This is a genomic window from Gimibacter soli, from assembly GCF_028463845.1.
GTDB lineage: Bacteria > Pseudomonadota > Alphaproteobacteria > Sphingomonadales > Kordiimonadaceae > Gimibacter > Gimibacter soli.
In genome coordinates, this window is sequence record NZ_CP116805.1 from 1,987,332 (window position 1) to 2,014,302 (window position 26,971).

General features: G+C 61.2%; 25 protein-coding genes. 14 read left to right on the forward strand and 11 right to left on the reverse strand.

What is annotated here, in order from left to right:
- The first annotated feature begins 7 nt into the window (after positions 1-7).
- Complete coding sequence (locus tag PH603_RS09300) at positions 8-1,321, forward strand: RsmB/NOP family class I SAM-dependent RNA methyltransferase (protein WP_289502107.1); 1,314 nt, start codon at positions 8-10, stop codon at positions 1,319-1,321.
- Between the two features lie 85 nt (positions 1,322-1,406).
- Positions 1,407-1,928: a tetratricopeptide repeat protein gene (locus PH603_RS09305; protein ID WP_289502108.1), complete on the forward strand. Its 522-nt coding sequence runs from the start codon at positions 1,407-1,409 to the stop codon at positions 1,926-1,928.
- 3 nt (positions 1,929-1,931) lie between these two features.
- On the opposite strand, the gene trmFO is transcribed toward PH603_RS09305, so the two are convergent.
- Positions 1,932-3,287, reverse strand: a complete 1,356-nt coding sequence (gene trmFO, locus PH603_RS09310) for a methylenetetrahydrofolate--tRNA-(uracil(54)-C(5))-methyltransferase (FADH(2)-oxidizing) TrmFO (RefSeq protein WP_289502110.1) — start codon at positions 3,285-3,287, stop codon at positions 1,932-1,934.
- 113 nt (positions 3,288-3,400) lie between these two features.
- Between trmFO and PH603_RS09315 the strand changes: the two genes are divergently transcribed.
- The 3 genes from PH603_RS09315 to PH603_RS09325 are packed head-to-tail and all read left to right on the forward strand — an operon-like array spanning position 3,401 to position 6,403.
- Positions 3,401-4,735, forward strand: a complete 1,335-nt coding sequence (locus PH603_RS09315; RefSeq protein WP_289502112.1) for a flavin monoamine oxidase family protein — start codon at positions 3,401-3,403, stop codon at positions 4,733-4,735.
- Complete coding sequence (locus PH603_RS09320) at positions 4,722-5,864, forward strand: M28 family peptidase (protein ID WP_289502114.1); 1,143 nt, start codon at positions 4,722-4,724, stop codon at positions 5,862-5,864. Before PH603_RS09315 ends, PH603_RS09320 begins: the two co-directional genes overlap by 14 nt.
- Positions 5,861-6,403: a DUF924 family protein gene (locus PH603_RS09325; protein ID WP_289502117.1), complete on the forward strand. Its 543-nt coding sequence runs from the start codon at positions 5,861-5,863 to the stop codon at positions 6,401-6,403. Before PH603_RS09320 ends, PH603_RS09325 begins: the two co-directional genes overlap by 4 nt.
- Here the strand turns inward: PH603_RS09325 and PH603_RS09330 are convergent.
- Together PH603_RS09330 and uvrA are read right to left on the reverse strand one after the other, a co-directional pair.
- Complete coding sequence (locus tag PH603_RS09330; RefSeq protein WP_289502119.1) at positions 6,400-7,971, reverse strand: mucoidy inhibitor MuiA family protein; 1,572 nt, start codon at positions 7,969-7,971, stop codon at positions 6,400-6,402. The genes PH603_RS09325 and PH603_RS09330 overlap by 4 nt on opposite strands.
- A 132-nt stretch (positions 7,972-8,103) precedes the next feature.
- A complete protein-coding gene (uvrA, locus tag PH603_RS09335; protein ID WP_289502121.1) occupies positions 8,104-10,971 on the reverse strand; it encodes an excinuclease ABC subunit UvrA in 2,868 nt (955 codons plus the stop codon).
- Between the two features lie 128 nt (positions 10,972-11,099).
- Here uvrA and PH603_RS09340 point away from each other — a divergent pair, with 128 nt between their 5' ends.
- On the forward strand, positions 11,100-11,528 hold the full coding sequence (locus PH603_RS09340) for a GFA family protein (protein ID WP_289502123.1): 429 nt from the start codon (positions 11,100-11,102) through the stop codon (positions 11,526-11,528).
- Here PH603_RS09340 and PH603_RS09345 read toward each other — a convergent pair.
- On the reverse strand, positions 11,519-12,049 hold the full coding sequence (locus PH603_RS09345; RefSeq protein WP_289502125.1) for a hypothetical protein: 531 nt from the start codon (positions 12,047-12,049) through the stop codon (positions 11,519-11,521). The genes PH603_RS09340 and PH603_RS09345 overlap by 10 nt on opposite strands.
- Before the next feature lie 150 nt (positions 12,050-12,199).
- Between PH603_RS09345 and ssb the strand changes: the two genes are divergently transcribed.
- From ssb to PH603_RS09360, 3 genes are all read left to right on the forward strand, one after another.
- Complete coding sequence (ssb, locus tag PH603_RS09350) at positions 12,200-12,721, forward strand: single-stranded DNA-binding protein (RefSeq protein WP_289502127.1); 522 nt, start codon at positions 12,200-12,202, stop codon at positions 12,719-12,721.
- A gap of 83 nt (positions 12,722-12,804) precedes the next feature.
- Positions 12,805-13,224 (forward strand): VOC family protein, encoded by a 420-nt coding sequence (locus PH603_RS09355; protein ID WP_289502130.1) that lies wholly within the window; start codon positions 12,805-12,807, stop codon positions 13,222-13,224.
- Positions 13,225-13,318: 94 nt separating this feature from the next.
- Entirely contained in the window at positions 13,319-14,158 is an 840-nt protein-coding gene (locus PH603_RS09360; RefSeq protein WP_289502132.1) for a patatin-like phospholipase family protein, read from the forward strand.
- 11 nt (positions 14,159-14,169) lie between these two features.
- Here PH603_RS09360 and PH603_RS09365 read toward each other — a convergent pair whose 3' ends face one another.
- Both PH603_RS09365 and PH603_RS09370 read right to left on the reverse strand, forming a co-directional pair.
- Positions 14,170-15,303 (reverse strand): acyl-CoA dehydrogenase family protein, encoded by a 1,134-nt coding sequence (locus PH603_RS09365; RefSeq protein ID WP_289502135.1) that lies wholly within the window; start codon positions 15,301-15,303, stop codon positions 14,170-14,172.
- A 13-nt stretch (positions 15,304-15,316) separates the two neighbouring features.
- Positions 15,317-16,498: a thiolase family protein gene (locus PH603_RS09370; protein WP_289502137.1), complete on the reverse strand. Its 1,182-nt coding sequence runs from the start codon at positions 16,496-16,498 to the stop codon at positions 15,317-15,319.
- A 192-nt stretch (positions 16,499-16,690) separates the two neighbouring features.
- Here PH603_RS09370 and PH603_RS09375 point away from each other — a divergent pair, with 192 nt between their 5' ends.
- Positions 16,691-16,867 (forward strand): hypothetical protein, encoded by a 177-nt coding sequence (locus PH603_RS09375; RefSeq protein WP_289502139.1) that lies wholly within the window; start codon positions 16,691-16,693, stop codon positions 16,865-16,867.
- A 3-nt stretch (positions 16,868-16,870) separates the two neighbouring features.
- Here the strand turns inward: PH603_RS09375 and PH603_RS09380 are convergent, their stop codons facing one another.
- Both PH603_RS09380 and PH603_RS09385 read right to left on the reverse strand, forming a co-directional pair.
- Complete coding sequence (locus PH603_RS09380) at positions 16,871-17,803, reverse strand: sterol desaturase family protein (RefSeq protein ID WP_289502141.1); 933 nt, start codon at positions 17,801-17,803, stop codon at positions 16,871-16,873.
- Positions 17,793-18,218: a hypothetical protein gene (locus PH603_RS09385; protein ID WP_289502142.1), complete on the reverse strand. Its 426-nt coding sequence runs from the start codon at positions 18,216-18,218 to the stop codon at positions 17,793-17,795. Before PH603_RS09385 ends, PH603_RS09380 begins: the two co-directional genes overlap by 11 nt.
- A 78-nt stretch (positions 18,219-18,296) precedes the next feature.
- On the opposite strand from PH603_RS09385, the gene PH603_RS09390 reads away from it, so the two are divergent.
- Positions 18,297-19,289, forward strand: a complete 993-nt coding sequence (locus PH603_RS09390; protein WP_289502143.1) for a glycerophosphodiester phosphodiesterase family protein — start codon at positions 18,297-18,299, stop codon at positions 19,287-19,289.
- 68 nt (positions 19,290-19,357) lie between these two features.
- Here PH603_RS09390 and PH603_RS09395 read toward each other — a convergent pair whose 3' ends face one another.
- Positions 19,358-19,972, reverse strand: coding sequence for a DUF4389 domain-containing protein (locus PH603_RS09395; protein WP_289502145.1), 615 nt, complete (start codon positions 19,970-19,972; stop codon positions 19,358-19,360).
- Between the two features lie 197 nt (positions 19,973-20,169).
- On the opposite strand from PH603_RS09395, the gene PH603_RS09400 reads away from it, so the two are divergent.
- Genes PH603_RS09400 through PH603_RS09410 form a run of 3 tightly spaced genes read left to right on the forward strand, consistent with a single transcriptional unit; the run spans position 20,170 to position 21,038 of the window.
- Positions 20,170-20,418 carry a hypothetical protein gene (locus PH603_RS09400; protein WP_289502146.1) on the forward strand — a complete coding sequence of 83 codons (249 nt, stop codon included), beginning with the start codon at positions 20,170-20,172 and terminating at the stop codon, positions 20,416-20,418.
- 21 nt (positions 20,419-20,439) lie between these two features.
- The gene (locus PH603_RS09405; protein WP_289502147.1) at positions 20,440-20,850 is read left to right on the forward strand and encodes a hypothetical protein; all 411 of its coding nucleotides are present in this window, start codon (positions 20,440-20,442) and stop codon (positions 20,848-20,850) included.
- Entirely contained in the window at positions 20,847-21,038 is a 192-nt protein-coding gene (locus tag PH603_RS09410; protein ID WP_289502149.1) for a helix-turn-helix transcriptional regulator, read from the forward strand. The genes PH603_RS09405 and PH603_RS09410 overlap by 4 nt, the downstream gene beginning before the upstream one ends.
- A 21-nt stretch (positions 21,039-21,059) precedes the next feature.
- On the opposite strand, the gene PH603_RS09415 is transcribed toward PH603_RS09410, so the two are convergent.
- Together PH603_RS09415 and PH603_RS09420 are read right to left on the reverse strand one after the other, a co-directional pair.
- Positions 21,060-22,814, reverse strand: a complete 1,755-nt coding sequence (locus PH603_RS09415; RefSeq protein WP_289502151.1) for a sensor domain-containing protein — start codon at positions 22,812-22,814, stop codon at positions 21,060-21,062.
- 273 nt (positions 22,815-23,087) lie between these two features.
- On the reverse strand, positions 23,088-26,771 hold the full coding sequence (locus PH603_RS09420) for a vitamin B12-dependent ribonucleotide reductase (RefSeq protein WP_289502152.1): 3,684 nt from the start codon (positions 26,769-26,771) through the stop codon (positions 23,088-23,090).
- Between the last annotated feature and the right edge of the window lie 200 nt (positions 26,772-26,971).

Sequence of the window (26,971 nt, forward strand, 5' to 3'; positions counted from 1 at the left end):
CTCGGGCATGACGCCCGCTGCCCGTATCGCAGCCGCCATCGAACTTCTCGACGAGATCGAGAAGGCGATGGTGTCGCGCGGCGCACCGGCCGACGCGATTGTCGCCAGCTTTTTCCGGGCGCGCCGTTATGCGGGCTCGGGGGATCGGCGCGCCGTAACCGGGCTTGTCTATGGCATCCTGCGCTGCCGGGCGCTCCTTGTGCATATGGCGGGCGCTGCCGGGCTTGAGCCTACAGCCCGTGCGCTGGTGATTGCTGCCCTGAAGCTGGACGGTGAAGCACTCGATATGTTCGGCACGGAAGACCGTTTCGCGCCGGCGGCGCTGACACCTGCGGAAGAGGGCATGTCGGTGGATGTGGGCAGTGCGCCCGAAGATGCCCGCCTGAATATCCCGGATTGGGCGGCGGCTGGCCTGCATGCCCGCTTTGGTGACGCCTTGGCGCCCGCCATGACTGCACTCGCCGAAACCGCCCCGCTGGACCTGCGCATCAACCCGCTGAAACGGGTCAGTGAAAAGATAATCAATAACTTTAATAATGATTTTGAACTTATTGATTTAAAAGAATATACAGAAATTTCGATTCGCAGCGCGCATCACCGCATGCTGACCAACGAAGCGCTCTACCGCGATGGTCAGATCGAGGTGCAGGATGTGGCCGCGCAGGTTGCCTCGCTGCTTGTCGGTGCTAGGCCCGGCGAGCAGGTCGTCGACTTTTGCGCGGGCGCGGGCGGCAAGAGCCTCCTGATGGCGGCGACCATGGAAAACCATGGTCAGATCCATGCCTTCGACATTTCAGGGAAACGGCTGGACGCGCTGAAGGAACGCGCCAAGCGCGCCGGTGCCCACAATATTCAGGTCAAACGGCTGCCGTTCGAGGATGACGAGCGGTCGGCGCTGCAGCGTCCGCTCCTTGGCCGTATGGACCGGGTTGTCGTTGATGCGCCGTGCTCGGGCAGCGGCACTTGGCGGCGCAACCCGGACCAGCGCTGGCGGCTTGATGATGCCGCGCTTGCAGAGCAGGCAGCGCTGCAAGGCTCGATCCTCAAGGAGGCCTCGGCGCTCGTGAAGCCCGGCGGGCTGCTGGTTTACATGACCTGCTCGCTGCTGCCGGCAGAAAACGAGGCGGTTGCCGATGCGTTTGCCGCAGATAACCCGGATTTCGTCCGGCGCGATTTCCGCGATTTCTGGACGGGGCCGTGGCTCAAAGGCGAGGCGCCCGCATCGCTTGCCCTGAATGGCACCGACCTGCAGCTGGCGCCGCATACCCACGCCACAGACGGTTTCTTCATTGCCTTCTTCGAACGCAAGCCCGGCGCATAAAGTTGCAGACAGCCACAGGCGGACTGGCTATGCTTCCATTAATGGACGGCAGAGTTTTGCCGGCAAGAAGACGAACGAGGACGGAATGACTTTCTTGAACCTGCGCAAATCCATCACCGGTGCGGCCCTCTGTGCGCTTCTGGCGGCCCCCGTGGTGGCGGCCCAGACGGCGCCCCAGTATCAGGCCCTGTCGAAAGATCTGGTGACGCAGGCGGAGGCCGCCCTTGCCAAGGATGCAGCCGACGCGCAGCTCCTGTTTGAACGCGCGCTGGTGGCAGACCCTGCAAATGTTGAAGCGCTTGTGGGCCTTGGCCATGCGTTTGAAGAGCAGGGCAAACTAGGCCGCAGCCTGAAATATTACCGGCAGGCCCTCGAAATCCGCCCGAACAATGTGGTGGCACTGGAAAGCCAGGCGCTGGCCTTCCTCAAGCGCAAGCTGCCGGACCGTGCCGAGCGCAACCGTGCCCGCATCGCCGAGATTTGCGCGAACGATTGCCCGTCGCTGGATAAAGTGACAGCCGCTATCGAGGCGCATCACGCTGCAGCCGAAGCTGCCGACGCCAAGTCCAAAATGGCGGACGCAACGCCCGCCACTGAAGGGCGCTGAGCCTTACTCGGCGGCGACCGAAAGGCCGCCGAGCTCCGCAATCCACTGATCGATATCGGCGTTCGCCCGGCGGGTGATCGCCTGTTTGCGTTCGTTCTTGCGCACCCGGCCTTCCGGCGGCGGCATCAGGCCGAAGTTCACATTCATCGGCTGGAAGGTCTTTTCGTCCGCCCCGCCGGTGATATGGCCAATGAGCGCGCCGAACGCGGTGGTCGCGGGCGGAATGGCAGGCTCGTGGCCCAACCGGTCAGCTGCCGCGAAAAGGCCGGCGATCAGGCCGACGGCCGCACTTTCCACATAGCCTTCAACGCCGGTGACTTGCCCCGCGAACCGCAGGCGCGGATCGGCCTTCAGGCGCAGGCGGCCATCCAGCACCTTCGGGCTGTTGATGAAGGTGTTGCGGTGCAGGCCGCCAAGGCGGGCGAACTCGGCATTCTCCAGCCCCGGAATGGTGCGGAAGATGCGGGTCTGCTCGCCGTATTTCAGTTTCGTCTGGAAACCGACCATATTGTAGAGCGTGCCGAGCTTGTTATCCTGCCGCAGCTGCACGACAGCTTCGAGCCAGTCGTCAGAATGCGGGTTCTTGAGGCCCACAGGCTTCATGGGGCCGAACTTCAGCGTCTGGGGGCCACGTTCCGCCATCACCTCGATCGGCATGCAGCCTTCGAAATAGGGGGTGTCTTTCTCCCATTCCTTGAAATCGGTCTTGTCGCCATCCAGCAGTGCCTGCACGAAGGCCTGATACTGTTCGCGGCTCATCGGCAGGTTGATGTAATCGGCGCCGTCGCCCTTGTCATAGCGGCTCTGGTACCAGGCTTTCGAGAAATCGATGCTTTCCTTGTAAACAATCGGCGCGATGGCATCGAAGAAGGCGAGGCTGTCCTCGCCTGTCAGCTTCAGCACGGCTTCCGAAAGCGCCGGGGAGGTGAGCGGGCCGGTGGCCACAATCACATTGTCCCACTCGGCGGGCGGCAGGCCGTCCACTTCGCCGCGCTCGATGGTGATCAGGGGATGGGACGACAGGATCGCCGTCACTTCATCGGAGAAGGCGTTGCGGTCCACGGCGAGGGCTGATCCCGCCGGCACCTTGTGCTTGTCCGCCGCTTTCATGATGATCGAATTCATCTTGCGCATTTCGGCGTGCAAAAGGCCAACTGCGTTATTCTCGGCATCGTCCGAGCGGAAGCTGTTGGAGCAGACAAGCTCGGCAAAGCCTTCGGTTTCGTGGGCGTCGGTTTTGCGGACAGGGCGCATTTCATGCAGCACCACCGGCACCCCGCGCGAGGCGACCTGCCATGCGGCTTCGGAGCCCGCGAGCCCGCCGCCGATGATATGGACCGGTTTCATGCTGTCTGTCATGGAATGTGCCTTTTATCCGTTCGATTTCGGTCGCCTGTTTACAGATATGCGGGCGCTTCGTTAAGAGAAAAAGGGGATGACGGGATGGCAGCCACCAGCGTCAGGGGGAAAGTATGGATGTTATCGTTGTAGGAGCCGGACTTGCCGGCCTCGCCACAGCCCGCCAGCTGCTGGCGGCGGGCAAGTCGGTAACACTGATCGAGGCGCAGGACCGGGTGGGTGGCCGCACCGACTCGCGCGCCGGGCCGGGCGGTACATGGCTTGATGTCGGCGCGCAGTGGATCGGCTCGAAACACACCCGCATGCAAGCGCTGGCGGGCGAGCTGGGTGTCGGTACCTTCAAGACCTACACAGACGGCGGCATCATCTTCAACTGGAATGGCCGCCAGCATAGTTACCGGGGCCTGATCCCGCGCATCAATCCCTTCGCCCTTGTCAATTTCGCGCTGGCCCAGCTGAAGCTCGACTGGATGGCCCGCAAGGTTGATCTCGCCAAGCCGTGGGAACAGTCCCAGTGGGACCATGAGACCTTCGAAAGCTGGATCAGGCGGCACACGGTCGGCAAGAAGGCCCATGCGCTGTTCACGGCCTACACGAACGCCGTGTTTGCGACCGAGCCGAAGAATGTGAGCCTCCTGCACGCGCTTTATTACACGCATTCGTCGGGTGGCAGTGAATGGCTGTCGAAATCCACCGGCGGGGCGCAGGAGACGCGCTTTGAGGGCGGCACGCAGGCGGTGGCCAAGGCGCTTGCCACTGCCTTGCCGCCGGGTGTCTTGCGGCTTGGCTTGCCGGTGCGCCGGGTGCAGGCCACGAAGGATGGTGTGGCGGTCACCGCTGGCAAGGAATTGTTCCTCGCCAAGCGGCTGGTGATGGCTGTGCCACCCGCGCTGATCCCGACGATCGATTTCCAGCCGATCCTGTCGCCAAAGCGCGCGCAGCTTCTGCAGCGCATGCCGATGGGCAGTGTGATCAAGGGGCAGGCTGTCTATGCCTCGCCTTTCTGGCGGGGGCGTGGGCTTTCGGGTCAGGTAGTCTCCAACGAGGGGCCGGTGAAAATCATGTTTGATAATAGCGCCGCTGACGGCAAAACCGGCGTGCTGACCGGCTTCTTCGAAGGCGAAGCTGCGATTGAATGGTCGGAACGTACGGACGCCGAGCGGCAAGCCGCCTTCCGCGACTGCGCCGTTCGCTACTTCGGGCCGGAAGCTGCCGACATGATCCATTTCGAACAGAAGGTCTGGGCTGCCGATCCGTGGGCGCGGGGCTGCTACAGCGCCCATTTCGCACCGGGGGTATGGACGCAGTTCGGTGACGTACTCCGCCGCCCCGAGGGCCGCGTGCATTTCGCGGGCACGGAAACGGCAGTGCAGTTCTCGGGCTATATGGAAGGGGCGGTACGGTCCGCCGACCGTGTGGTGGCGGAGGTGATCGATGCCCTCGATTGAGGCTGATCTTTTCGCCCGCCTTTCCGAATGGCCGCACCGGGGTGTCGGCACCGAAGAAGAAATGGAAGCACGCGAAAGCCTGATGGCCGCGCTGATGGACGAGCCGGACCTCGATATCACCGAGGAAGGCTTCATGGCGCCCGCGTCCTACCTGAATATGGTATGGGCGATTGCCGGCGGGCTGGCGCTGTGCCTGTGGGTGGCGCCGTTTGCGCCCCTCTGGGTGGGGCTGGCGGGACTTGGCCTCTTTGCCTCGCACCTGTTGTTCTTCGACTGGCGCCGCTCGCCGCTCGCCTGGATCAGCTCGAGCCGGGTGACGGCCAATCTGGTGGCCTCCAAGGGTACAGGCCGGCGGCTCCTCATTCTCATGGCGCATCTGGACAGCGCACCGGCTTCCTTCGCTTACCGGGCCAATCAGGTCCCGCATTTCAAACAGTCGGTGTGGCTTGGCACCGCCATCATTGGCGTAGCGGCCCTTGCATGCTTCATCGGCGGCGGTTTGCCCATCTGGATCAAGGCCGGGCTGACGCTGGCGCTTCTCGTCACTGCCATCATGACATCCATCGATTTCTGGCGTTTTGGCTATGTGCCGGGTGCGAGCGACAATCTTTCGGGCGTGGTGGCCGTGGCCGCTGCAGCGCGGCGCCTGTGGCGGGATATGCCAGCCGACACCGAAGTGCGGCTGGTGGTGACGAGCGCGGAAGAAGCCGGGATGCTCGGCGCGCAGGCTTATTGGCAAACGCACAGGGATGCCCTGATGGCGCGGGAGACCTATCTGATCAATGTGGATACCGTGGGGGTCGGGGAGCTTGCCTTTGTCACCGAAACAGCGGGCTTCACAAAGCAGGCTTATGGCAATGCCCTGACGGCAACGGCTGCAAAGCTTGGTGCGTCCATCGGTATCGGCCCTGCCAGCCATCATGTGGGGGACTTTGACAGCGTCTGGTTCAACCGGGGCGGGGTGGCGTCTGTCACACTCGCGGCTTATGACGGGGAGGGCCTGATGCCCCGTATCCATACGCCCGATGACCGGCCGGAACATGTATCGACAGACAAGATCGCGAAGGCCGCCGCCTTCGCCGAGGCCATCGCCCGCGATGTGTTGGCAACAACAGGAGAGACCCCATGATCCGCCCCGACGATATCCTCTATTTCTGGTTCACCGAATGCAGTCCGAAGGACTGGTGGCAGAAATCGAAGGCATTTGACGATCTGGTCCGGCGGCGTTTCCTTGACCTTTACGAGGCGGCAGTGGCGGGGGAACTGTCGGTCTGGCGCAGCAGCATCCGCGGGCGGCTCGCCGAAATCATCGTGCTTGATCAGTTTCCGCGGAATATGTTCCGCGATAGCGCCCGGGCCTTTGTGGCAGATACCGTGGCGCTGGTGCTCTCACAAGAGGCCATCAAGGCGCCGGGCTATGGGCGGCTGACGGCGGAGGAGAAGGCGTTTCTCCTCATGCCCTTCATGCACAGCGAAAGCCCGGCGGTGCATGCGCAGGCGGTGCTGCTGTTCGATCAGCCGGGGCTTGAGAATAATCTGGATTTCGAGCATCGCCACAAGGCGATCATCGACAGGTTCGGGCGCTATCCGCACCGCAATGCGATCCTCGGGCGCGCCAGCACGCCCGAGGAGACTGCCTTCCTGAAGGAACCCGGCAGCAGCTTTTAATAACTGCGCGAGATCTGCTTGCCGTCCGGATAGCTGATCCGGTAGCCGTGGCGGATCGTCCAGCTTTCGCCGGGCTGCAGGGTTTTCTTCCATTTCAGGATGCCGGGCTCATCCTCGCCGCCTTTCGAGGTGGCGGGGGTGGCATCCTTGGCGATTTCCACTTTCACATCCTCGTGGGTGGATACCGGCACGCGGTCGATGATCTCGACGGTCGTCGGGCGGTCGTGATTGTTTTTCACATTGATCAGGTGACGGCTTTCATCGCCCGATTTACCCCGGAATAAGCCGCCTTCCTTGTCTTTCTCGGCTTCGCGGACATATTCCACGGTGACGAGCGGGTCTTCGCCGTAAGGGAGTTCAACCTTTTCGTCCGGCACAAGATTTGGCCACTGGCCTTCGCCCACGAAATTGCCATCGCGGATAAGGCGCGCGGTGACATTGTTAAGCGTCGTCTTGCCGCTCCAGGTCAGGTCCGCAAAGACGAAGGCGGTGGGATTTTGCGACGGGATGGCGCGCACCACGAATTCGGCCTTTTCGTCCACGACCTCAAGGTCAAAGCGCTGCTCATCGCCGCCAGAGGGCAGGGAGAGGGCATCCTTCAGCGCATAGCGGCGGTCAAAGGCGGTCATCTGCAGGTCAGCAACATCGGCCATCTGGCCTTTTCTCATGCGGGCGGATTCGGCCTGCATCGGCGCTGCCATGGCAAAGGTGGCCGTGGGGCGGGGCACCTCAAGGCCGACATAGGACGGGCTGAGGTCGGCATTGCCAAAATAGCCGGACGGGCGGTGAACGGCGAGATCAACCTTCACGCCTTGCCAGTCTTCCCCGGTTGACTGTGAAATCTCGCCCACATAATGGATTGCCACTTTGCCCGTTGCGCTGTCGAGATAGCTTTCAACCTTCGGGCGCCAGCTTGCCTCGTTGAGGAAATAGCTGAGCGATAGCGGCGCCGTGACGGCTTTCGGCGAGTGGACGCTGAGGATCACCTCGGCGGACCGTCGGACCTGGCCACCGGCGCGGTTAAGCTCGGCCTGCAGGGCATTCATGGCGGGCATGATGCCGTCGATGGCTTTCTCTTCCATGCGGCGGGCAGCGATCAGGGTTTCGGTCTGTTCGCCTGCGAACTTGAGCGCAGCGCCCCAGCCTTTGGGGTCACCGGCAAGGCCGCCTGTGTTGCCAAGAAGGCCAAGCTGGATATCGATGCCGCGGATCGTGTCGTTATGGCCGTCGATTTCGGCCTGCAGGGCGTCGATCTGGTCTTCAAGTGTTTTGAGGCGCGGGTTGGGATTGTCGGTTTCATCGGCTGTGCGCACGCGCAGGTCGGTCAGCACCACGTCGCGGCCAAGGGTGGCGCGGACGAAGGCAGGGTTTTCGGCGAGGCGCGCCGGCAGATCACGGATCACGATTTCATGGTCGCCAGCCGGGACGTTCACGGACCCGACCCGTGTGGCATCCACCCCGCCGTAAACATAAACGGTAGCATGATCGAGCCGTGTCGAGGCCGTATCGGCAAAGGCGGGGGCGGTCAGCACCGTGGCGGCGAGAAGGGTGGCAAAGGAACGGGACATAATTTCCTCCATCATGAAATCCTTTGTGGGCAACAGTGCCCGGCAATCAAGGCAACCATGAGGCGCAAAAGATGACCCTGTGATGAATGCGCCAGTCAGGAAGGAGCAGGGCTCCTGCCTGGCGCGATGTCGCTATTCTGCCGCCACACGGGCGAGAACCGGGGCCAGATACTGGCCGGTATAGCTGCGCGGATTGTCGGCCACTTCCTCGGGCGTGCCCACGGCCACAATCTCGCCGCCGCCATCGCCGCCCTCGGGGCCAAGGTCGATGATCCAGTCGGCGGTCTTGATGACCTCGAGATTGTGTTCAATCACCACAACCGTATTGCCCTGATCAACGAGCGCCTGCAGGACTTCCAGAAGCTTCCTCACATCCTCGAAATGCAGGCCGGTGGTCGGCTCGTCCAGAATATAAAGCGTCTTGCCGGTGGAGCGTTTGGAAAGCTCCTTGGCGAGCTTCACGCGCTGGGCTTCGCCGCCCGAAAGCGTGGTGGCCTGCTGGCCAACGCGGATATAGCCGAGGCCGACTTTTTCGAGCATTTCAAGCTTGGTACGGATAGCGGGCACGGCCTTGAACAGCTCGACGCCGTCTTCAACCGTCATATCAAGAACGCCTGATATCGATTTGTCTTTAAAGCGAACTTCCAGTGTTTCGCGGTTGTAACGCTTGCCCTTGCACTGGTCGCATTCCACATAGACATCCGGCAGGAAATGCATCTCGATCTTCAGCATGCCGTCGCCCTGACAGGCCTCACAGCGCCCGCCCTTCACGTTGAAGGAGAAGCGGCCCGGCTTGTAGCCCCGCGCCTGCGCTTCAGGCAGGCCCGCAAACCAGTCGCGGATCGGCGTGAAGGCGCCGGTATAGGTGGCGGGGTTGGAACGCGGCGTGCGGCCGATGGGGCTCTGGTCGATGTCCACGATCTTGTCGAGATGCTGCAGGCCTTCGATGGCATCATGCGCGCCCGGCACTTCGCGGGCACCGTTCAGATGCTTGGCGACGGCCTTGTAAAGCGTCTCGATCGTGAAGGTGGATTTGCCGGAGCCCGACACGCCAGTGACGCAGGTGAGGGTGCCGAGCGGGATCGAGGCGGTCGCACCTTTCAGGTTGTTGGCGGTGGCCCCCTTGATCGTCAGCTTCTTGCCCTTGTGGCCGGTGCGGCGCATGGCCGGGATGGGCACGCTGCGGGCGCCGGTCAGATACTGGCCGGTCATGCTTTTTGGGTTGGCCATCACCTCGGCAGGGGTGCCTTCGGCGACAATCGTACCGCCATGCTCGCCGGCACCCGGTCCCATGTCGATCACATAGTCGGCCACACGAATGGCGTCCTCGTCATGCTCCACCACCAACACGGTATTGCCGATATCACGCAGGTTCTTGAGCGTTTCCAGCAGCCGGTCGTTGTCGCGCTGATGCAGGCCGATGGAGGGCTCGTCGAGCACATAAAGCACGCCTGTGAGGCCGGAGCCGATCTGGCTGGCAAGGCGAATACGCTGGCTTTCGCCGCCAGAAAGCGTTCCGGATGAACGGCTTAGTGTAAGATATGAAAGTCCGACATTAACAAGAAAACCGAGCCGGTCCTGAATTTCCTTCAGTACCTTGGCGGCAATCTGTTGCTGCTTGTCGGTCAGTTGATCGGGCAGCGCGGTGAACCAGTCGTGCGCGGCTTTCACCGACAGGCTGGAGATTTCACTGATGGGGCTGGTGCCCACCTTCACGGCCAACGCTTCGGGCTTCAGGCGGGCGCCGTTGCAGGCCGAACAGGTGGTGGCGGCCTGATAGCGGGAAAGTTCCTCGCGCATCCAGTTGCTGTCGGTTTCGCGCCAGCGCCGCTCGATATTGGTGATCACGCCTTCAAACGGCTTGCGGGTTTCAAACCGCCGCTTGCCGTCGGCATAGACAATGGTGATGGCCTCGTTACCGGTGCCATAAAGGATCGCCTTCTGCGCCTTCTCGGGCAGCTTGCTCCAGGGCGTGCGGGTGTCGCAGCCATGATGGTGCGCCACGGCCTCCAGTGCCTGAAAATAGAAGGGTGACGGGTTCTGCAGCTTGTTCGACCAGGCGGCGATGGCACCATCGATGAGCGACTTGGTGTGATCGGGCACCACAAGGTCGGGATCGAAATAGAGCTGGTTGCCAAGCCCGTCGCAGGTGGGGCAGGCGCCATAAGGGTTGTTGAAGGAGAAAAGCCGGGGCTCGATCTCTTCAATCGTGAAGCCGGAAACCGGGCACGCGAACTTGGCGGACATCAGGTGGCGGGCTGGCGCTTCGCCGTCAGCCGGCTTGTCGGCCATCTCCACGATGATCAGGCCATCAGAAAGCTCGAGCGCGGTTTCCACGCTGTCTGCCAAGCGCTGGGCGAGGCCTTCCTTGATCACAAGGCGGTCCACCACCACTTCGATCTCGTGCTTGATCTTCTTGTCGAGCGCCGGGGCTTCCTCGATGAGGTAAAACTCGCCGTCGATCTTCACGCGCTGAAAGCCGCGCTTCTGCAGCTCGGCCAGTTCCTTCTTGAACTCGCCCTTGCGGCCGCGCGCGATGGGGGCAAGGAGGTAAAGCCGGGCGCCATCACCCAGCGCGATGATGCGGTCCACCATCTGGCTCACCGTCTGGCTTTCGATAGGGAGCCCGGTGGCGGGTGAATAAGGGATGCCGACGCGCGCCCACAGAAGGCGCATATAGTCGTAAATCTCGGTCACCGTGCCGACGGTCGAGCGCGGGTTCTTGCTCGTTGTTTTCTGCTCGATGGAAATCGCCGGCGACAGGCCCTCGATATGGTCCACATCCGGCTTCTGCATCAGTTCCAGAAACTGGCGGGCATAGGCCGACAGGCTTTCCACATAGCGGCGCTGGCCTTCGGCATAGATTGTATCGAACGCCAGCGAGGACTTGCCGGAGCCTGAAAGGCCGGTGATCACCACCAGTTTGTCGCGCGGGATATCCACATCGACGGATTTCAGATTGTGTTCACGCGCACCGCGGACGGAAATTTGGGTCAGCATCGAAGAACGGCCTTGTTCGGGGAGTTTCTTGGTTTCATCAAGTGGCTGTCACCAGCCTCGCTGTCAAGCGCCTTGACATTAGCGTGCGGCTGGGAACAAATAAAGAACAAATAAGCGAGGAGCAAAACATGAGCGATTGGCGAGAAGGCGGCTGCCTGTGCGGGGCGGCGCGCTACGAGATTGATGTGGAGGGTGCCCGCACCGGCAATTGCCATTGCCGCGATTGCCAGAAGAATGCCGGCGCCCCTTTCATGACTTTTACGAGCGTTGTGCGCGGCCGGTTCAACTGGGTTGCAATGCCGAAGGGCGAAGCCCATGCGAGCGACATAGCCGTGCGTCGTTTCTGCGAAAAGTGCGGCACACCGCTGACATGGGAGGCACTGGACGGCGCCGAAAGCGTGGGGGTTTCAACGCCAACGCTTGATCAGCCTGCCGATATCCCGGTGCAGTACGAGATTTACACCCGCACCCGTTTCCCCTGGATGGCGCCAGTGGCGGGTGCCTTGCAGTTTGATGCGGACGGCACGGTGCAGGCGATGGATGGTAATCAGGGCTGAGGCACGGCCTTCACCCGTTCGTAGCGCCCATCGAACCAGTCGTTCCAGGTGGACGTTTTGGCGTCATATTGTTGGAAATACTGGCGCACGCTGCCGTCGGCCTCGGCGCTCCATGTGCCCCGGAAGGGGATGGCAGCCGGTTGGCCATAATAGAAGATACTGCCTTCAAGGACCATGGCACCGTCCTTGAGGCGGCCTTCGATATCGATGGAATAACCACCGGCCGATACCCAGACCTGCCGCCATCTGGCAGTGACAGGGTTATAGAGATTGAGGCTCATGCCGGTGGAGCCGCCATTGCCGGCCCAGGTTTCGACAAGGGCACAATGGGCCTCGATGGCCTCGATACGGTTTTCGCCGGCATGTTTGCCGGTGGCGCGGTCAGTGACCGACCAGTTGCCGAGCCAGAAATCGAAGTCGTGAAAGCCGGGTGTGTCGGCGCAGGAATAGGCTGACTGGGCCGTTGCGGGCGCGCTGAGCGCGAACAGGGCAATCGCCGGGGCAAGACAGATGGTGCGCATGATAGGCCTCCCTCCCTTGGATGGTGCCATGGTAACAGGCGCGGGCAGGGCAGGCAGCGCAACTTTCGTTGCGGCGGCGCTTGGATTCAGGCGGCGACTTGTCTAAAGTCCGCCGACATAAACATACACTCTAGATATCAGGGGGCTCTTATGGCCGGTAGCGTCAACAAAGTCATTCTCGTCGGCAATCTCGGGCGCGACCCGGAAGTGCGCAACATGCAGGATGGCTCGCCGGTGGTGAATTTGAGTATCGCAACGAGCGAATCGTGGCGCGACAAGAACACGGGCGAACGCCGGGAAAAGACCGAGTGGCACCGTGTGGTGATCTTCAACGATCAGCTTGCCAAGGTGGCCCAGCAATATCTGAAGAAAGGCTCGACCGTTTATATCGAGGGCCAGCTTCAGACCCGCAAATGGACCGACCAGTCGGGCCAGGAAAAATATTCGACCGAAATCGTCCTGCAGCGCTATCGCGGTGAACTGACGATGCTCGGTGGCCGCGGTGATGGCGGTGGCGGCGGCGACTTCGGTGGCGGCGATTACGGCGACCAGTCGGGCGGCTATGGCGGTGGCAACGGCGGCGGTGGCCGTTCGGGCGGCGGCGGTGGTCGTGGCGGCCAGCAAGGCGGCTTCGGCGGCGGCTCGGACCTCGACGACGAAATCCCGTTCTGATCGCGGATCAAATATCCATCACAAAGGGCGGCGCCATATGGGGCTGCCCTTTTCTTTTCATTTCCAGCTGATAGGGTTGAAGGATGACCGATACCAACCCCATCAATCTTGCAATGATCGACCATGTGGTGCTGCGCGCCGAGGATGCGCCGCGGCTGATTGCTTTTTACTGCGATGTGCTCGGCTGCCGGCTGGAAAAGGTGCAGGAAAAGATCGGGCTCTGGCAGCTCCGTGCCGGGGCGTCGCTTATCGATATCGTCAGCGTGGATGGCACCCTTGGCCAGCGGTTCGATGCCCCGCGCCGGGACGCGCCGAACATGGATCATTTCTGCCTTCAGGTGACACCATGGGACGGGGAGGCGATCCTCGCCCATCTGGCGCGCCACGAGGTCTCAAGCCTTGAAATTGTCACGCGCTACGGGGCTTTGGGCGAGGGGCCTTCGATCTATCTCGATGACCCGGAAGGCAATTCGGTGGAGCTGAAAGGCCCAGCTTTCGCCTGAATTTCGTGCAGGATGACTTGTAGTGGCGGATTGCGGCTCCCATGTCAGGGAGACCAACCGGCCCAAAAGTCATAGACAGCGAGGAAACGACGGCATGATCGGATTGGCATTAGGCGGCGGCGCCGGGCTCGGCTGGGCCCATATCGGTGTCATCCGCGCCCTTCAGGACGAGAATATCCCCATCAGCGCCGTTGCCGGCACCTCGATCGGCGCCATCGTCGGTGCGGGTGTGGCACTCGACCGGCTTGACCTTGTGGAGGAAACCGCCCGGTCGCTTTCCTTCCGCACCATGCTCAGGATGGGCGAATTTTCCTTCCGCTCCGGCGGGCTTATCGGCACCAACAAGATCGAACAGGAACTGCGCCGTCATTTCGGCAGTGTCCTGATCGAGGACCTGCCAGTTCCATATGCGGCGGTGGCGGCTGACATGATCAGCGGCGACCGGGTCATCCTCGATGGCGGTGATCTTGTGATGGCGCTCAGGGCATCATCGGCCATTCCCGGCGTGTTCCCGCCAGTGCAAACAAGCCGCATGCTCCTTGCCGATGGCGGCATGGTTGACCCCGTGCCGGTGGCAGTGACGCGGTCGCTGGGCGCGGCCCATGTTGTGGCGATTGATCTGCAAGGCGATTATATCGGGCGGGCGCAGCGCATGGGGCTGGAGGCCAAGGGGATTGGCACTAAGATGCCCGGCCCCTTGAAGATGGCGCGGGCTGCCCTTTTCATGACGATGCGGACGCTTGGCCGCGTGCGGATGGCCCACGAAGGCGCCGATGTGGTGATCACACCCAAGATCGGCCATGTCGATGTGGCGGATTTCACGAAGGCGGATGAGCTGATCGCGCTCGGGCGACAAGCGGGGCAACAGGCGATCCCTGAAATCCTCGATCTTCTGGAGAGGGAACCGGCGCCCGCGATGGAGAGCGCCGGTTAAAAGAAAAGGGATCAGCGCGCCAGTTCGCGCTGGATCACGATCCGCTGGATATCGGACGTGCCTTCGTAAATCTGGCAGACCCGCACATCACGGTAGATTTTCTCGACCGGATAGTCAGCGAGATACCCGTATCCACCGAGCGTCTGGATCGCGGCAGAGCAGATGCGCTCAGCGGCTTCCGACGCAAAAAGCTTGGCCATGCAGGCTTCCTTGAGGCAGGGCTCGCCAGCATCCTTTTTGGCAGCAGCGTTCAGTACCAGCAGTTCAGCGGCTTCAAGGTCAGTTGCCATATCGGCAAGGCGGAAGCCAACGGCCTGATGGTTGAAGATCTGTGTGCCGAAGGCCTCACGTTCCTTGGCGTAGGCAAGGGCATAGTCGAACGCGGCACGCGCCATGCCGACCGATTGGGCGGCGATGCCGATACGGCCGGTTTCAAGGTTGGCGAGTGCGACCTTGTAGCCGTCACCTTCCTTACCGAGCAGGCAATCAGCGGGCACTTCCATATCCTCGAACACCAGCGAGCAGGTGTCGGACGCCTTCTGGCCAAGCTTGTGTTCGACGGACGCCACCGTGAAGCCCGGCGTGTCGGTCGGCACGAGGAAAGCTGAGATGCCCTTCTTGCCGGCTGCAGGGTCGGTCACCGCGAAAATGATCGCTGCCTTGGCGATCCGGCCCGACGTGATGAACTGTTTGGTGCCGTTCAGTTTCCAGCCGCTGTTGGTGCGCTCGGCCCGGGTTTTGAGCATCGAGGCGTCAGATCCCGCCTGCGGTTCGGTCAGGCAGAAGGCGCCGATCCATTCGCCGCGGGCGAGCGGCTTCAGATAAGTTTCCTTCTGGGCGTCGGTGCCATTCTGGTAAACCGCGGCGCAGACGGGGGCATTGTTCACGCTCATCAGTGTGGAAAGCCCGCCATCCCCGGCGGCGATTTCCATGAGTGCGAGGGCATAGGATACATAGTCCGTCTCGGCGCCGCCCCATTCTTCGGGGATGGTCATGCCAAGAAGGCCCAGTTCACCCATTTCTTTCAGGATGTCGGCGGGGATTGCCCCGGCGGCTTCCCATGCACGGCTGTTCGGCCCGATACGGTCGCGGGAAAAGTCCCGCGCCATATCGCGCACCATGCGCTGTTCTTCTGTCAGGATCATGGCTGTTGCCGGATCACACCAGTTCGATCGCCACGGCGGTGCCTTCACCGCCGCCGATGCAGATGCCGGCGATGCCTTTTTTGAGGCCGCGTTTCTGCAGGGCGTTGATGAGGGTCACACAGATGCGCGCGCCCGAGGCGCCGATCGGGTGGCCAAGCGCACAGGCGCCGCCATTCACATTGACCTTCGCGTGATCGAGGCCAAGTTCGTGCATCACTGCCAGCGGAACAACGGCGAAGGCTTCGTTGATCTCGTAAAGGTCAACGTCGTCCTTGGTCCAGCCGGCTTTGGCCATCACGTCCTTGATCGCTTTCACGGGCGCGGTGGTGAACCATTCCGGGGCCTGGCTGTGGCTGGCGTGCGCCACGAGGCGGGCAAGCGGCTTCAGGCCTTTGCTGGCGGCTTCGCCGGCCGACATAATCACAAGGGCGGCCGCACCATCCGAGATCGAGCTGGCGTTGGCCGCGGTTACCGTGCCGTCTTTCTTGAAGGCGGGTTTCAGGTTCGGGATCTTGTCGAGGCGCGCCTTGCCGGGCTGTTCGTCAACAGCAACCACAACGTCGCCGCCGCGGCCTTTGACGGTCACGGGCACGACTTCGCCTTCGAAGCTGCCATCTTCAATCGCACGCTGGGCGCGTTTCAGCGACTCGATGGCATAGGCGTCCTGCGTTTCGCGGGTGAACTGGTAATGCTCGGCGCACATTTCGGCGAAATTGCCCATGGGCTCGCCCTTGTAGGCGTCGGTCAGGCCGTCGAGGGCCATGTGATCCTTGAGGGTGCCGTCGCCGTATTTGATGCCGGTGCGGGCGGTGGGCAGAAGGTGCGGCGCGCGCGACATGCTTTCCATGCCGCCAGCCACGACGATCTTGTTGGTGCCGGCCTTGATGCTGTCATGCGCCTGGATCATGGCCTGCATGCCCGAGCCACACATCTTGTTGATGGTGACGGCGTGGGTGTCGTCCGGCAGGCCGGCATGGCGCATGGCCTGGCGGGCAGGCGCCTGGCTGAGCCCGGCGGGGAGGCAGCAGCCCATGATGGTTTCGTCGATAGCGTCTTCAGCGACACCGGAAGAGGCAAGCGCGCCCTTGATGGCGGTCGCGCCAAGCTCAGGCGAGGATACGCCGGAAAGGTCGCCGAGCAGGCCTCCCATCGGGGTGCGGGCCATGCCTACAATGACGATTGCGTCTTCAGCCATTTTTGTCTCCTTGCGATATCTCTGATTTCTGGACATAGGCGTGTCGCGACACCCGGGGAAGGGGATAGCGCCGCCGGTTGCGGCTACTGTCGCAAATCCTGTTCATTTCGCAAGTGCAAAATATTCACATGCGGTTGACCGGTGTGGGGCGCACGGCCTATAGAAACCCGGCATTCATAAGGGAGCACAGCGATGACGACGCGGATTGGTTTCTTCGGATTTCTGGGCCTTGTGCTCGGCGCTATCATCGGCAACTGGCTGCCGTTCGCCCCGACCATCGAGGCGGTGGCCGGCTGCGTGATCGCCATCGTGCTCGGATTTCTGCTGGATCGCCGCGCGCCCGAAAACCGCAAGAAAGGCGACAGCTGAGGCTTACTCGGCCGCGATATCGGCGGGCTCTGTGCCCTTCACAGCCTGGCGGCGCTTCCAGTCTTCCTTGATCATGTCGCTTGTCATGCGGCTGCCATCGGGCGTCCAGCCCGGCGGGCCGACAAGGAACATCAGCTTGTTTTTCAAGCCCTTGGCGTGCCACATGTCTCGCGCGATGCCGACCCATTCATGAACCGCGACCCGCAGGGGGTTGAAGGTGCCAAGGTCGTGAACGAGGCCGTAGCGGCAGGGGTTGCCCGCCTTGTCCTCGGGGATGAAGGTGCCGAACATCTTGTCCCAGATGATGAAGACGCCCGCATAATTGGCATCCAGATAATCGGGGTTGGTGGCGTGGTGCACCCGATGATGGCTCGGCGTGTTCATCACGGCCTCAAACCAGCGCGGGCATTTGTCGATGGCTTCGGTGTGGATCCAGAACTGATAAATCAGGTTGATGCCGCTGACGAAGGCGATGATTGCGGGCTCGAAACCCACGAAGGCGAGCGGCAGGGCAAACAGGAACCCGGGCGTCAGTTTGCCCGTCCATGTCTGCCGAAGCGCGGTCGAGAGATTATAATGCTGGCTTGAATGGTGGATGACGTGCGCCGCCCACATCCAGCGCATCCGGTGGCCGAAGCGGTGGACCCAGTAATAGGCGAGGTCATCGAGAACGAAGGCGACAACAAAGACCCACCATGCGTAGCCAAGGTCGAAAAGGCGCCATTCGTTCCAGATATAATAGGCGGCCCCATAGCCGAGGCCAGCCGGGATCAGCCCGGCCACCACACTGCCTGTACCCATCAGAAGAGAGGTCAGCGTATCCTTGCCTTCATAAACCGCGCGGCCGGACATGCGGCCATAAATCATTTCCGCCAGCATCAGGACGATGAAGCCGGGAACGGCGAGGTCGGTCGGCTTAGGCAGATCAAGCGGCATGGGCGTGTCCATTCGGCGCATCAAGGAGGGCGAGCCATGATTCGGCCCGGGCAACGCCTTCCGCATCGAGGGCGAGGGTGATCTTCGGCTCGGTGAAATCGTCGGTATCGAGCACGAGGCCGGTGGGTGCAGGTGCTGCCGTGACCTTGGTGCCCGGCGCCCAGTGGCGCAGCACGGCTTTGTCGCCAAGGCGGCGGACAGCGACAAGCCCCATGCCGCCTGAAAGGCGCAGGAGGGCGGCATCGCCCGCCTGGTCGATCAGGATTTCCTCAGCCGTCAGATCGGGGTAAACCCGATCAAGTTCATGGCGCAAATGGGCATCATCCAGCCGGAAGCGGACAGGGAACAGCCAGCGCGCGATGGCGGCAACGATGAAGACGGCGATGACAGAGCCAAGAAGCTGTAATAGTGACATGGTAGGCATGTTCCTTACGGTTTCATGGACCGTCAAGTCTGAAAATAGAATTGCCATCGAGTATGAGGGAAAAGGGTTTTGAAAAGGTTGAAAATGATGGGGCTGGCACTGGCGGGTTTCGCCGCAGTGATCAGCACGGAAGGAACGGCAGTCATGGTGGACGAGCCAATCATCATCGCGCACCGGGGTGCGAGCGGCTATCTGCCCGAACATACGCTGGCGGCTTACGACCTGGCGATCGAGCAGGGCGCTGATTATATCGAGCCCGACCTTGTGATGACAAAAGACGGGCATCTGGTGGTGCGCCATGATCCGTGGCTTTCGGATAGCACCGATGTGGCCGATCATCCCGAATTTGCCGACCGCAAGCGGGTGATCCAGGGCATGGAAGACTGGTGGAGCATCGATTTCACGCTCGCTGAACTCCGCACGCTGAAAGCCAGGCAGGTGCGCCCGGCGCGTGGCACCGAAGCCGACGGCCAATATGACATCCCGACCTTTGACGAAGTGATTGCCCTTGCCATCAAGACGCGCGCTGGCGGGCGCGATATCGGCATCTATCCGGAAGTGAAGCATCCGGCGCTGTTCACGCAGGCGGGGCTGGACCCGACGGCAGCCGTCCTTGAAGCGCTTGGCCGGGTTGAGGCGGCGGGCGTACCGTATTTCCTGCAATGCTTTGAGCCTGCATGGCTGAGTTCGGTGGCGGGCAAGGTGAAGGGGCCGCGTATCCTGCTGATCGACGGTAAGGAAGATGCCCCCAACACACCGGCACTGCCGCTGTCGCTGGCTGCGGCTGAAGGTTTCGATGGTGTGGGGCTTTATAAGGAACTGCTGGTGTCAGCCGAGGGCCATCCGACTGACATTGTGACCCGTGCCCATAATGCCAAGCTGAAGGTGCATGTGTGGACGGTGCGGCAGGATCAGGTCGGCCCGAATTTCAAAACGGTGGAACAGGAATTCAAGGCCATCTTCGCCTCGGGCGTTGACGGCATCTTCACCGACTATCCGGATATCGGCGTCGCGGTCAGAGGCTCCTTCGACCTGATGAAGCCGCCGGCGGATATCGACTGACCATCTGAATAAGCCAAAAGAAAAGGGCGCCGCATCGGGCGCCCTTTCTGTTTCCGCTGCTTGCTGGCTCAGTCTTCCACGGGGAAGGGCTTGCCAAGCGGGAAAGGCTGGTCGTCGCTTTTGAAGCTGAGGAAGGCCAGCGCCTGGCTGATATAGTCGCCAAGGCCGATGATCCAGCGCTGCAGGTTGCCGTTCGGCTCGCCCGTGAGGGCTGCGAGGATCAGTTGCACCAGCGACAGGCCAAGGCTTGCCAGCATGGCGATCCACGCGAGGACACCGAAAAGCAGCATGAAGGCAGCCCGGACCAGAAGCTTCGACCAGAATTCGTTCTTGTCTGCGTCCGGCGGGGGCAGGGTGGTGTCTGCCGAATCTGCCATTGCCTCGGCTTCGTAGCTTTCGATTACCGGCGGCTCTTCTGCCTTGGCAGCGGCAGCGGCGGGTTTCGGCGCGGGCTTGGGCTTCGGCGCTGCTTTCGGCTTCGAAGCTGGCGCTGCCGCCGCTGCAGCTTTGGGCGCTGCAGGGGCCTTGGCAGCTGCCGGCTTTTTGGCTGCAGGCTTGGCTGCAGCAGCTTTCGGGGCGGCGGTTTTGGCGGCTGCGGGCTTTTTCGCTGCTGCCGGTTTCTTTGCCGGTGCCTTTTTCGCGGCGGGGGCGGCAGGCTTGTCCGGGCTCGTCTCGTCGCTCATCAAAAAATCTCCCATGGGTTTGGAGCTCGAAGGCATTGGTTCTGCAACAGTTTAGGCGCTCCCGCATATAAGGCAAGCCCTGTGTCAAATGCGAGTTTCCAAAAAACGTGTAAAGTGTGCTTGACAGGGCAATCTGCCGGGAATATGTAAAGGACAGTTGACAGTCAAGGAAGCTTTACACATAAAGGAGAGCGAGGATGCAATGGAAGAAACTGGTACTTTGGACCGTATGGCCGCTGGCCGCCGCTACCTGGGTGGCACTGGTTGTGCTGTACTTCACCAACCCTTCGACGGCGGTCTGGACCGGTGCGGTCGTGGCGGCCGCGGTCATGACCGAGGTGGCTTTCTGGGGAACCGCCGTGGTGCTTGGCACCAATCTCTGGGGCAGCCGTCGCCGCGTGTTTGATTTTATCTGTTCGCCGTTCAGCACCCGCCAGAACGGCTGATAACCAAGACGAGACATAAAGATGACAACCATACCGAACGGCAAGAAACGCATGGGCAAGTTTGCACGCCATTTCCTGGAAGCAGCACTCGCCACCGGCTTTGTAATCAGCTTCGTAGCTGGCAAGGATCTTGTCGCGGTAGAGGGAGTCACGACAGCAAGCAGGCTGATGGGGGCGTTGGTCCCCGTCAGCTTGCTGACCATCTGGTTCCTCTATTATTTCTTCCAGATCAGGCGGATGGACGAGCTCGAGCGATATCTCGAGGTTCTCTCCCTTGCCGTCGCTGGCGGCGTCTGCATGTGGATCGTGATCGTTTGGGGTACGCTCAGCGCCTTCATGCAATGGGAAGAGGCTGATATCATGCTTGCGGCCCCCATTGTGGCCGGGGTTTACGGCCTGATCCGCGGCTTCATGATGGTGCGCTACCGGTGAATAATCATCTGAAAGACCTGCGCAGTGAGCGTGGCTGGAGTCAGGGCAAGCTCGGCGAGCTTCTCGACGTTTCCCGCCAGACCGTGAATGCCATCGAGACCGGCAAATATGATCCGAGCCTGCCGCTCGCATTCAAGATTGCCCGGCTGTTCGAAATGGCGATTGAAGATATCTTTATCGACGAGTGAGGCTTCGGCCTCACCCTTATGCTATTTCAGCCAGGGCAGGCGCCCGCTGATCAGGTTGCCCACATCGCTTGCGGGCATCGGCTTCGAGAAATAGAAGCCCTGCGCGAAATTGAAATCGAGATCGGCCAGCATCTGGATATGGTCGATATCCTCAAGCCCTTCCGCCACAACCTCAAGGCCAAGGCTTTTGGCCAGAAGCCCGATCATCGACAGAATCTTGTAGGGTTCGTTATCGAACTGCAGCTGGTTGATGAAGCTGCGATCGATCTTGATCACGTCAATCGGGAACTGGTGGATATAGTTGAGGGACGAATAGCCGGTGCCGAAGTCATCGAGCGCGACCTTGACGCCCAGCCGGCGCAGGCGCGACAGCGATTCCGAGATGCGCACCGGGTTCGCCATGATGGCGCTTTCCGTCAGCTCGATCCGCAGCCATTCGCCGGGCACCTGATATTCTTCAAGCGAAGCTTCCACCATCGCGGCCACATCGTCGCGCGCGAACTGGATGCCTGAGACATTCACGTTGATCGGCATCACCTTTTCGGTCCCGTAGGCATCCATCCAGGTGCGGATTTGCGCGCACGCCGTGCGGGTGGCCCAGCGGCCGAGCGCCACGATCACGCCGGTTTCTTCAGCCAGCGGAATGAATTCGGCGGGCGATACGAAGCCGCGTTCCTTGTGGTGCCAGCGGGTGAGGGCTTCAAAACCATGGATTTGCGAGGTCTTCAGGTCGACGATGGGCTGGTAGTAAAGCTCAAGGTCATCGCGTTCCACGGCGCGGCGGAGCTCGGTTTCCAGATGGAACTGGCTGCGTACCCGCTGGTGGCTGTCGCGCTGGTAAATCTCCGTCCGTGCCTTGCCGGCCGCTTTCGCGCGGTGCATGGCAAAGTCGGCGTCGCGGATCAGGTCCTCGGGGTGCGTCGAGCTCGAAAGCGTTGTGGCAACCCCGATGGAAACCGAGGTGAAGACCTCGTTGCCGTCCAGATCATAGGGCAGTTCCATCGCTTCATGGATGCGGCCGGAGACCAGATTGACTTCTTCAAGGTCGCGGCACTTGCCGACAAGGATCGCGAATTCATCACCCGAGAAGCGGGCGAGGGTATCGGTCGAACGGATGCAGCGGCGGAGCGTGGCGGCCATCGCGACAAGGAAGCGGTCGCCGGCCGAGTGCCCGAAGCTGTCGTTGATCTGCTGGAAGCGGTCGATATTGACGATCAGGACGGCGCAGCCGATTTCCTTGTCGTCCCCCATCGGGCGCGACACGGCTTCTTCCAGTTTGTTCCGGAACAGCACGCGGTTCGGCAGGCCGGTCAGCGCGTCGTGGAAGGCATGGTGCAGAAGATTGCGTTCGGCCAGTTTCTCGGCCGTCTGGTCTTCCACGGTGCAGATCACCTGATAGACCATGCCTGTATGATCCTTCAGCGGGATCAGCTGGCTCGAAAGATAGCGTTCCACCGCGCCGTGCCGCACGCTCCATTCGAAATTGGAACGGCGCTGGCTCCTGAAGGTTTCCTGCACCTGGCCTGACAGGATGTAATTCTCGCCCGAGCCCCAAAGCGCCTCGATCGGGCAGGGGGCTACAAGGTTGGTATCGGTGGTGAAAATGTCGCGCGCGAATTTGTTGATGAACAGAATTTCGATAGCCTTGCCGGGGGTGAGCCCGCACACGAGCACACCTACAGGCAACCGTTCTACAACCGCACTTGTGTTTACAATGCGGGAAACGAAGCTGCCACCTTCCGCATGACTTGCGATTGGCGCAATCTTGGATTCCATTCGCGCTTAACCCCCCGGCGCTATACTGCAAACAAGACGTGTCGAATGCCGGACCCGGCCACGCCACCACAGCTCACTTCAACAGCTTGAAGTAAATAAAGCGTAAAAGCCTTCTCAACAACAGGGCTTATTTTTCAAATAATTGAAGCGCCCTGATGTTTCTTTGCAACTGCCTGCGGGGCCACAAAAAAATGGGGGAAGGACAAGCCTTCCCCTGAGGAAATCCACCCGCTGGGACGGGTTAGCAGGTGGATAAAACTTCAATCAGTGCGTTCACGAGCAGCCGCTTGTGCCACCGCAAGTATCGCATTTCAGGCAGGTGCCGTTGCGAACGAGGGTGAAATTCCCGCATTCGCCGCAGGCGTCGCCTTCATATCCTTTCATGCGGGCGGCTGCGCGGGCGTCCATTGTCGCCTCGGTGCCGCCGTTCGCCATCGCCGAGCCAAGCGTAACGCGGGCCGTGCCATCGGTGCCGGTGGCACTGGTGGCGGTCACCAATTCGCGCTCTTCCTTGATGGCTTTCTTCGATTTCTCGGTTTTGGACTTCAGCACCACAAGGTTGGTGCCGCGTACATAGCCCGAAGAAGCGAGTTTCTGCACGCGCTCCAGCGTTTCGGTCACGTCGTGATCGAGCTCCGGCAGGCCGTCGCCCGCGTCACCACGGCCGGTAGTGTCGTGCAACAGGTCTGCCGGCGAGGCATGGGCCAGGTCGTCGCGACCGAGATAGGAAATTGCCAGTTCGCGGAAGAGATAGTCGAGAAGCGAGGTCGCCATCTTGATGGCTTCGTTGCCTTCCACGCGACCGAACGGTTCGAACCGGGTGAAGGTGAAGGCATCGACGAATTCCTCGAGCGGTACGCCGTACTGGAGGCCTATGGAGATGGCGATGGCAAAATTGTTCATCAGCGAGCGGAAGGCGGCGCCTTCCTTGTGCATATCGATGAAGATCTCGCCGACCGAGCCGTCGTCATATTCGCCGGTGCGCAGGTAAACCTTGTGGCCGCCGACGATGGCTTTCTGGGTGTAACCCTTGCGGCGCTCGGGCAGGCGGCGGCGCTTGGCCGGGCCCTGGCGTTCCACCTCGATGATCCGTTCGACAATGCGTTCGGACACGATCTCGACCTTCTCGGCGAGGGTCTTGTCTTCAAGGTCCTCGGCAAGGTCTTCGTCATCCAGAAGGGCCGAGTTGAGCGGCTGGCTGAGTTTGGAGCCATCGCGGTACAGCGCATTGGCCTTGAGCGCGAGCGACCAGCTGAGTTCGTAAGCCTTCAGGCAGTCCTCAACGCTTGCGGCGTTCGGCATGTTGATGGTTTTGGAGATGGCGCCCGAGATGAAGGGCTGGGCTGCCGCCATCATAAGGATATGGCTTTCCCAGCTCAGGTAGCGCTTGCCGATCTTGCCGCACGCATTGGCGCAGTCGAACACGGCATAGTGCGTTTCTTTCAGGTGCGGTGCGCCTTCGAGCGTCATGGCGCCACAGCAATAGATATTGGCCTTGGCCACATCGTCCTTGCTGAAACCAAGCTCGGCCAACAGGTCAAAGCCGAAATCGCTCAGCTGGTTGCGGTCGAAACCTAAAGTATCGGTGCAGAAGTCGGCGCCAAGGGTCCACTGATTGAACACAAATTTGATATCGAAGGCGTTCTTGAGCTGGGCTTCGACAAGGCCGATTTCGCGGTCGGTGAAGCCTTTGGCGCGCAGAAGTTCGTGGTTGATGCCGGGCGCACCATCCAGCGTGCCATGGCCGACGGCATATTTGTCGATGGCTTCGATCTGGTCGGCATTGTAGCCCAGCACTTCAAGCGCTTGCGGCACAATCCGGTTGATGATCTTGAAATAGCCGCCACCGGCGAGCTTCTTGAACTTCACCAGCGCGAAATCAGGCTCGATGCCCGTGGTGTCGCAGTCCATGACAAGGCCGATGGTGCCCGTGGGTGCGATCACGGTTGCCTGCGCGTTGCGGAAGCCGTGCTGCTCGCCAAGTTCCAGCGCCATATCCCACGCACCGGCAGCAGCAGCAGCGAGCGCTGCGTTCGGGCAGCCTTTGATATCAAGGGCAACCGGGTTGGTATTCAGGCCCTCATAACCTTCATCCTGCCCGTAGGCGGCGCGGCGGTGATTGCGGATCACGCGCAGCATATGATCGGCGTTTTTCTTGTAGCCCGGGAAGGCGCCAAGTTCGCCTGCCATTTCGGCGGACGTCGCGTAGGAGGTGCCGGTCATCAGCGCCGTGATGGCACCGCAAAGCGCGCGGCCTTCGCGGCTGTCATAGGGCAGGCCAAGGCTCATCAGCAGGCCACCGATATTGGCGAAGCCAAGGCCGAGGGTACGGTACTCATAGGAAAGCTTGGCAATTTCCTTCGAGGGAAACTGTGCCATCAGCACCGAAATCTCAAGCACAACGGTCCACAGCCGGCAGGCATGGCTGAAGCTTTCGATCCGGAAGCCGCCATCCTCGGTGCGGAAGGTCATCAGGTTCAGGGACGCCAGATTGCAGGCCGTGTCATCCAGGAACATATATTCCGAGCACGGGTTGGAGGCGCGGATATCGCCGGACGCCGGGCAGGTGTGCCAATCGTTGATCGTGGTGTGGAACTGGATGCCGGGATCGGCGCAGGACCAAGCCGCATGGCCGATATCGGACCAGAGTTCCTTAGCGTTCAGCTCTTTCGACACCGCACCTGTGGTGCGGTTGGTGAGTGCCCAGGCGCGGCCTTCGGCAGCGGCCTTCATGAAATCGTCGGTTACCCGGATCGAGTTGTTCGAGTTCTGGCCGGAAACGGTGAGATAAGCGTCCGAATCCCAGTCGGTGTCGTAGGTCTTGAACTCGATCGAGGTATAGCCCTGTTCGGCGAACTGGATGACCCGTTTGATATAATTCTCGGGGATCATCACCTTGCGCGCGGCAATCACCTCTTTCTTCAGGTCCTTGTTGGCCTTCAGGTCAAAGGCATCCTTGCCAAGCATCTGCCGGCGATCCCAGCAGGCCTTGATGATGCGATTGAGATGGATTTCGTTGAGCTTGGAGCCGGAAACGAGGGCCGCCACCTTCTGCTCTTCGATGACCTTCCAGTTGATGAAGTTTTCGATATCGGGGTGATCGACATCCACTACCACCATCTTGGCAGCGCGGCGGGTCGTGCCGCCCGACTTGATGGCGCCCGCTGCACGGTCACCGATCTTCAGGAAGCTCATGAGGCCCGAGGATTTTCCGCCGCCCGAAAGCCGTTCGCCTTCGCCGCGCACGTTCGAGAAGTTGGTGCCGGTGCCGGAGCCATATTTGAAGAGGCGCGCTTCACGGGTCCAGAGATCCATGATCCCGCCTTCATTGACGAGATCGTCGGAGACGGACTGGATGAAGCAGGCGTGCGGCTGCGGATGCTCGTACGAGCTTTTGGAACGCACCAGCTTGCCGGTTTCGAAATCCACATAATGGTGGCCTTGCGCCGGGCCGTCGATCCCGTAAGCCCAGTGAAGGCCGGTATTGAACCATTGCGGGCTGTTCGGTGCGGCCATCTGCGCGGCCAGCATGAAGCGCATTTCATCGAAGAAGGTACGGGCGTCGGCTTCGCTATCGAAATAGCCACCTTTCCAGCCCCAATAGGTCCAGGTGCCAGCAAGCCGGTCGAAGACTTGCTTGGCACTCTGTTCGCCGCCATAGCGTTTCTCTTCCGGCATGGAGGCGAGAGCCGTTTCATCGGCAGCCTTGCGCCACAGCCATGCGGGTACCTCTTTTTCCTTCACGGCCTTCAGGGCCTGCGGCACCCCGGCCTTGCGGAAATATTTCTGGGCGATGATGTCGGTCGCGACCTGGCTGAAGGTGGCGGGTACTTCGACATCGGCAAGATGAAAGACAACCGAGCCATCAGGGTTGCGGATTTCACTCGTCGCCGAGCGCCAATCAAGCGCTGCATACGGGCAGACTTCTGTCGACGTGAAATGCCGGTTGATCTTCATGGCCGATCGTTCCCCCTGAACAAAAAATTACAAAGTCTCGATGCCGGGGGCGCGCTTCTTATCAAGCGTCGGCGGTCATGGCACGGGAGGGCTCCTCATGGCTGGGAGCGGCGCACTATAAGCTGATGTCTGTCCCCCGTGGGTTTGCCAGTCCCGACACAATATCTTGGGATTGGCCCCCGATCAGGACACAATCCTAT

Excerpts from the sequence above, each read along its gene's own strand:
- PH603_RS09325 (WP_289502117.1), top strand. The coding sequence starts at position 5,861 with ATGATCCGCCCCGACGATATCCTCTATTTCTGGTTCACCGAATGCAGT.
- PH603_RS09340 (WP_289502123.1), top strand. The coding sequence starts at position 11,100 with ATGAGCGATTGGCGAGAAGGCGGCTGCCTGTGCGGGGCGGCGCGCTAC.
- PH603_RS09330 (WP_289502119.1), bottom strand. The coding sequence starts at position 7,971 with ATGTCCCGTTCCTTTGCCACCCTTCTCGCCGCCACGGTGCTGACCGCC.
- PH603_RS09320 (WP_289502114.1), top strand. The coding sequence starts at position 4,722 with ATGCCCTCGATTGAGGCTGATCTTTTCGCCCGCCTTTCCGAATGGCCG.
- PH603_RS09355 (WP_289502130.1), top strand. The coding sequence starts at position 12,805 with ATGACCGATACCAACCCCATCAATCTTGCAATGATCGACCATGTGGTG.
- PH603_RS09365 (WP_289502135.1), bottom strand. The coding sequence starts at position 15,303 with ATGATCCTGACAGAAGAACAGCGCATGGTGCGCGATATGGCGCGGGAC.
- PH603_RS09380 (WP_289502141.1), bottom strand. The coding sequence starts at position 17,803 with ATGCCGCTTGATCTGCCTAAGCCGACCGACCTCGCCGTTCCCGGCTTC.
- PH603_RS09385 (WP_289502142.1), bottom strand. The coding sequence starts at position 18,218 with ATGTCACTATTACAGCTTCTTGGCTCTGTCATCGCCGTCTTCATCGTT.
- uvrA (WP_289502121.1), bottom strand. The coding sequence starts at position 10,971 with ATGCTGACCCAAATTTCCGTCCGCGGTGCGCGTGAACACAATCTGAAA.
- PH603_RS09315 (WP_289502112.1), top strand. The coding sequence starts at position 3,401 with ATGGATGTTATCGTTGTAGGAGCCGGACTTGCCGGCCTCGCCACAGCC.
- PH603_RS09415 (WP_289502151.1), bottom strand. The coding sequence starts at position 22,814 with ATGGAATCCAAGATTGCGCCAATCGCAAGTCATGCGGAAGGTGGCAGC.
- PH603_RS09420 (WP_289502152.1), bottom strand. The coding sequence starts at position 26,771 with ATGAAGATCAACCGGCATTTCACGTCGACAGAAGTCTGCCCGTATGCA.
- PH603_RS09300 (WP_289502107.1), top strand. The coding sequence starts at position 8 with ATGACGCCCGCTGCCCGTATCGCAGCCGCCATCGAACTTCTCGACGAG.
- trmFO (WP_289502110.1), bottom strand. The coding sequence starts at position 3,287 with ATGACAGACAGCATGAAACCGGTCCATATCATCGGCGGCGGGCTCGCG.
- PH603_RS09370 (WP_289502137.1), bottom strand. The coding sequence starts at position 16,498 with ATGGCTGAAGACGCAATCGTCATTGTAGGCATGGCCCGCACCCCGATG.
- ssb (WP_289502127.1), top strand. The coding sequence starts at position 12,200 with ATGGCCGGTAGCGTCAACAAAGTCATTCTCGTCGGCAATCTCGGGCGC.
- PH603_RS09360 (WP_289502132.1), top strand. The coding sequence starts at position 13,319 with ATGATCGGATTGGCATTAGGCGGCGGCGCCGGGCTCGGCTGGGCCCAT.
- PH603_RS09305 (WP_289502108.1), top strand. The coding sequence starts at position 1,407 with ATGACTTTCTTGAACCTGCGCAAATCCATCACCGGTGCGGCCCTCTGT.
- PH603_RS09395 (WP_289502145.1), bottom strand. The coding sequence starts at position 19,972 with ATGAGCGACGAGACGAGCCCGGACAAGCCTGCCGCCCCCGCCGCGAAA.
- PH603_RS09375 (WP_289502139.1), top strand. The coding sequence starts at position 16,691 with ATGACGACGCGGATTGGTTTCTTCGGATTTCTGGGCCTTGTGCTCGGC.
- PH603_RS09400 (WP_289502146.1), top strand. The coding sequence starts at position 20,170 with ATGCAATGGAAGAAACTGGTACTTTGGACCGTATGGCCGCTGGCCGCC.
- PH603_RS09405 (WP_289502147.1), top strand. The coding sequence starts at position 20,440 with ATGACAACCATACCGAACGGCAAGAAACGCATGGGCAAGTTTGCACGC.
- PH603_RS09345 (WP_289502125.1), bottom strand. The coding sequence starts at position 12,049 with ATGCGCACCATCTGTCTTGCCCCGGCGATTGCCCTGTTCGCGCTCAGC.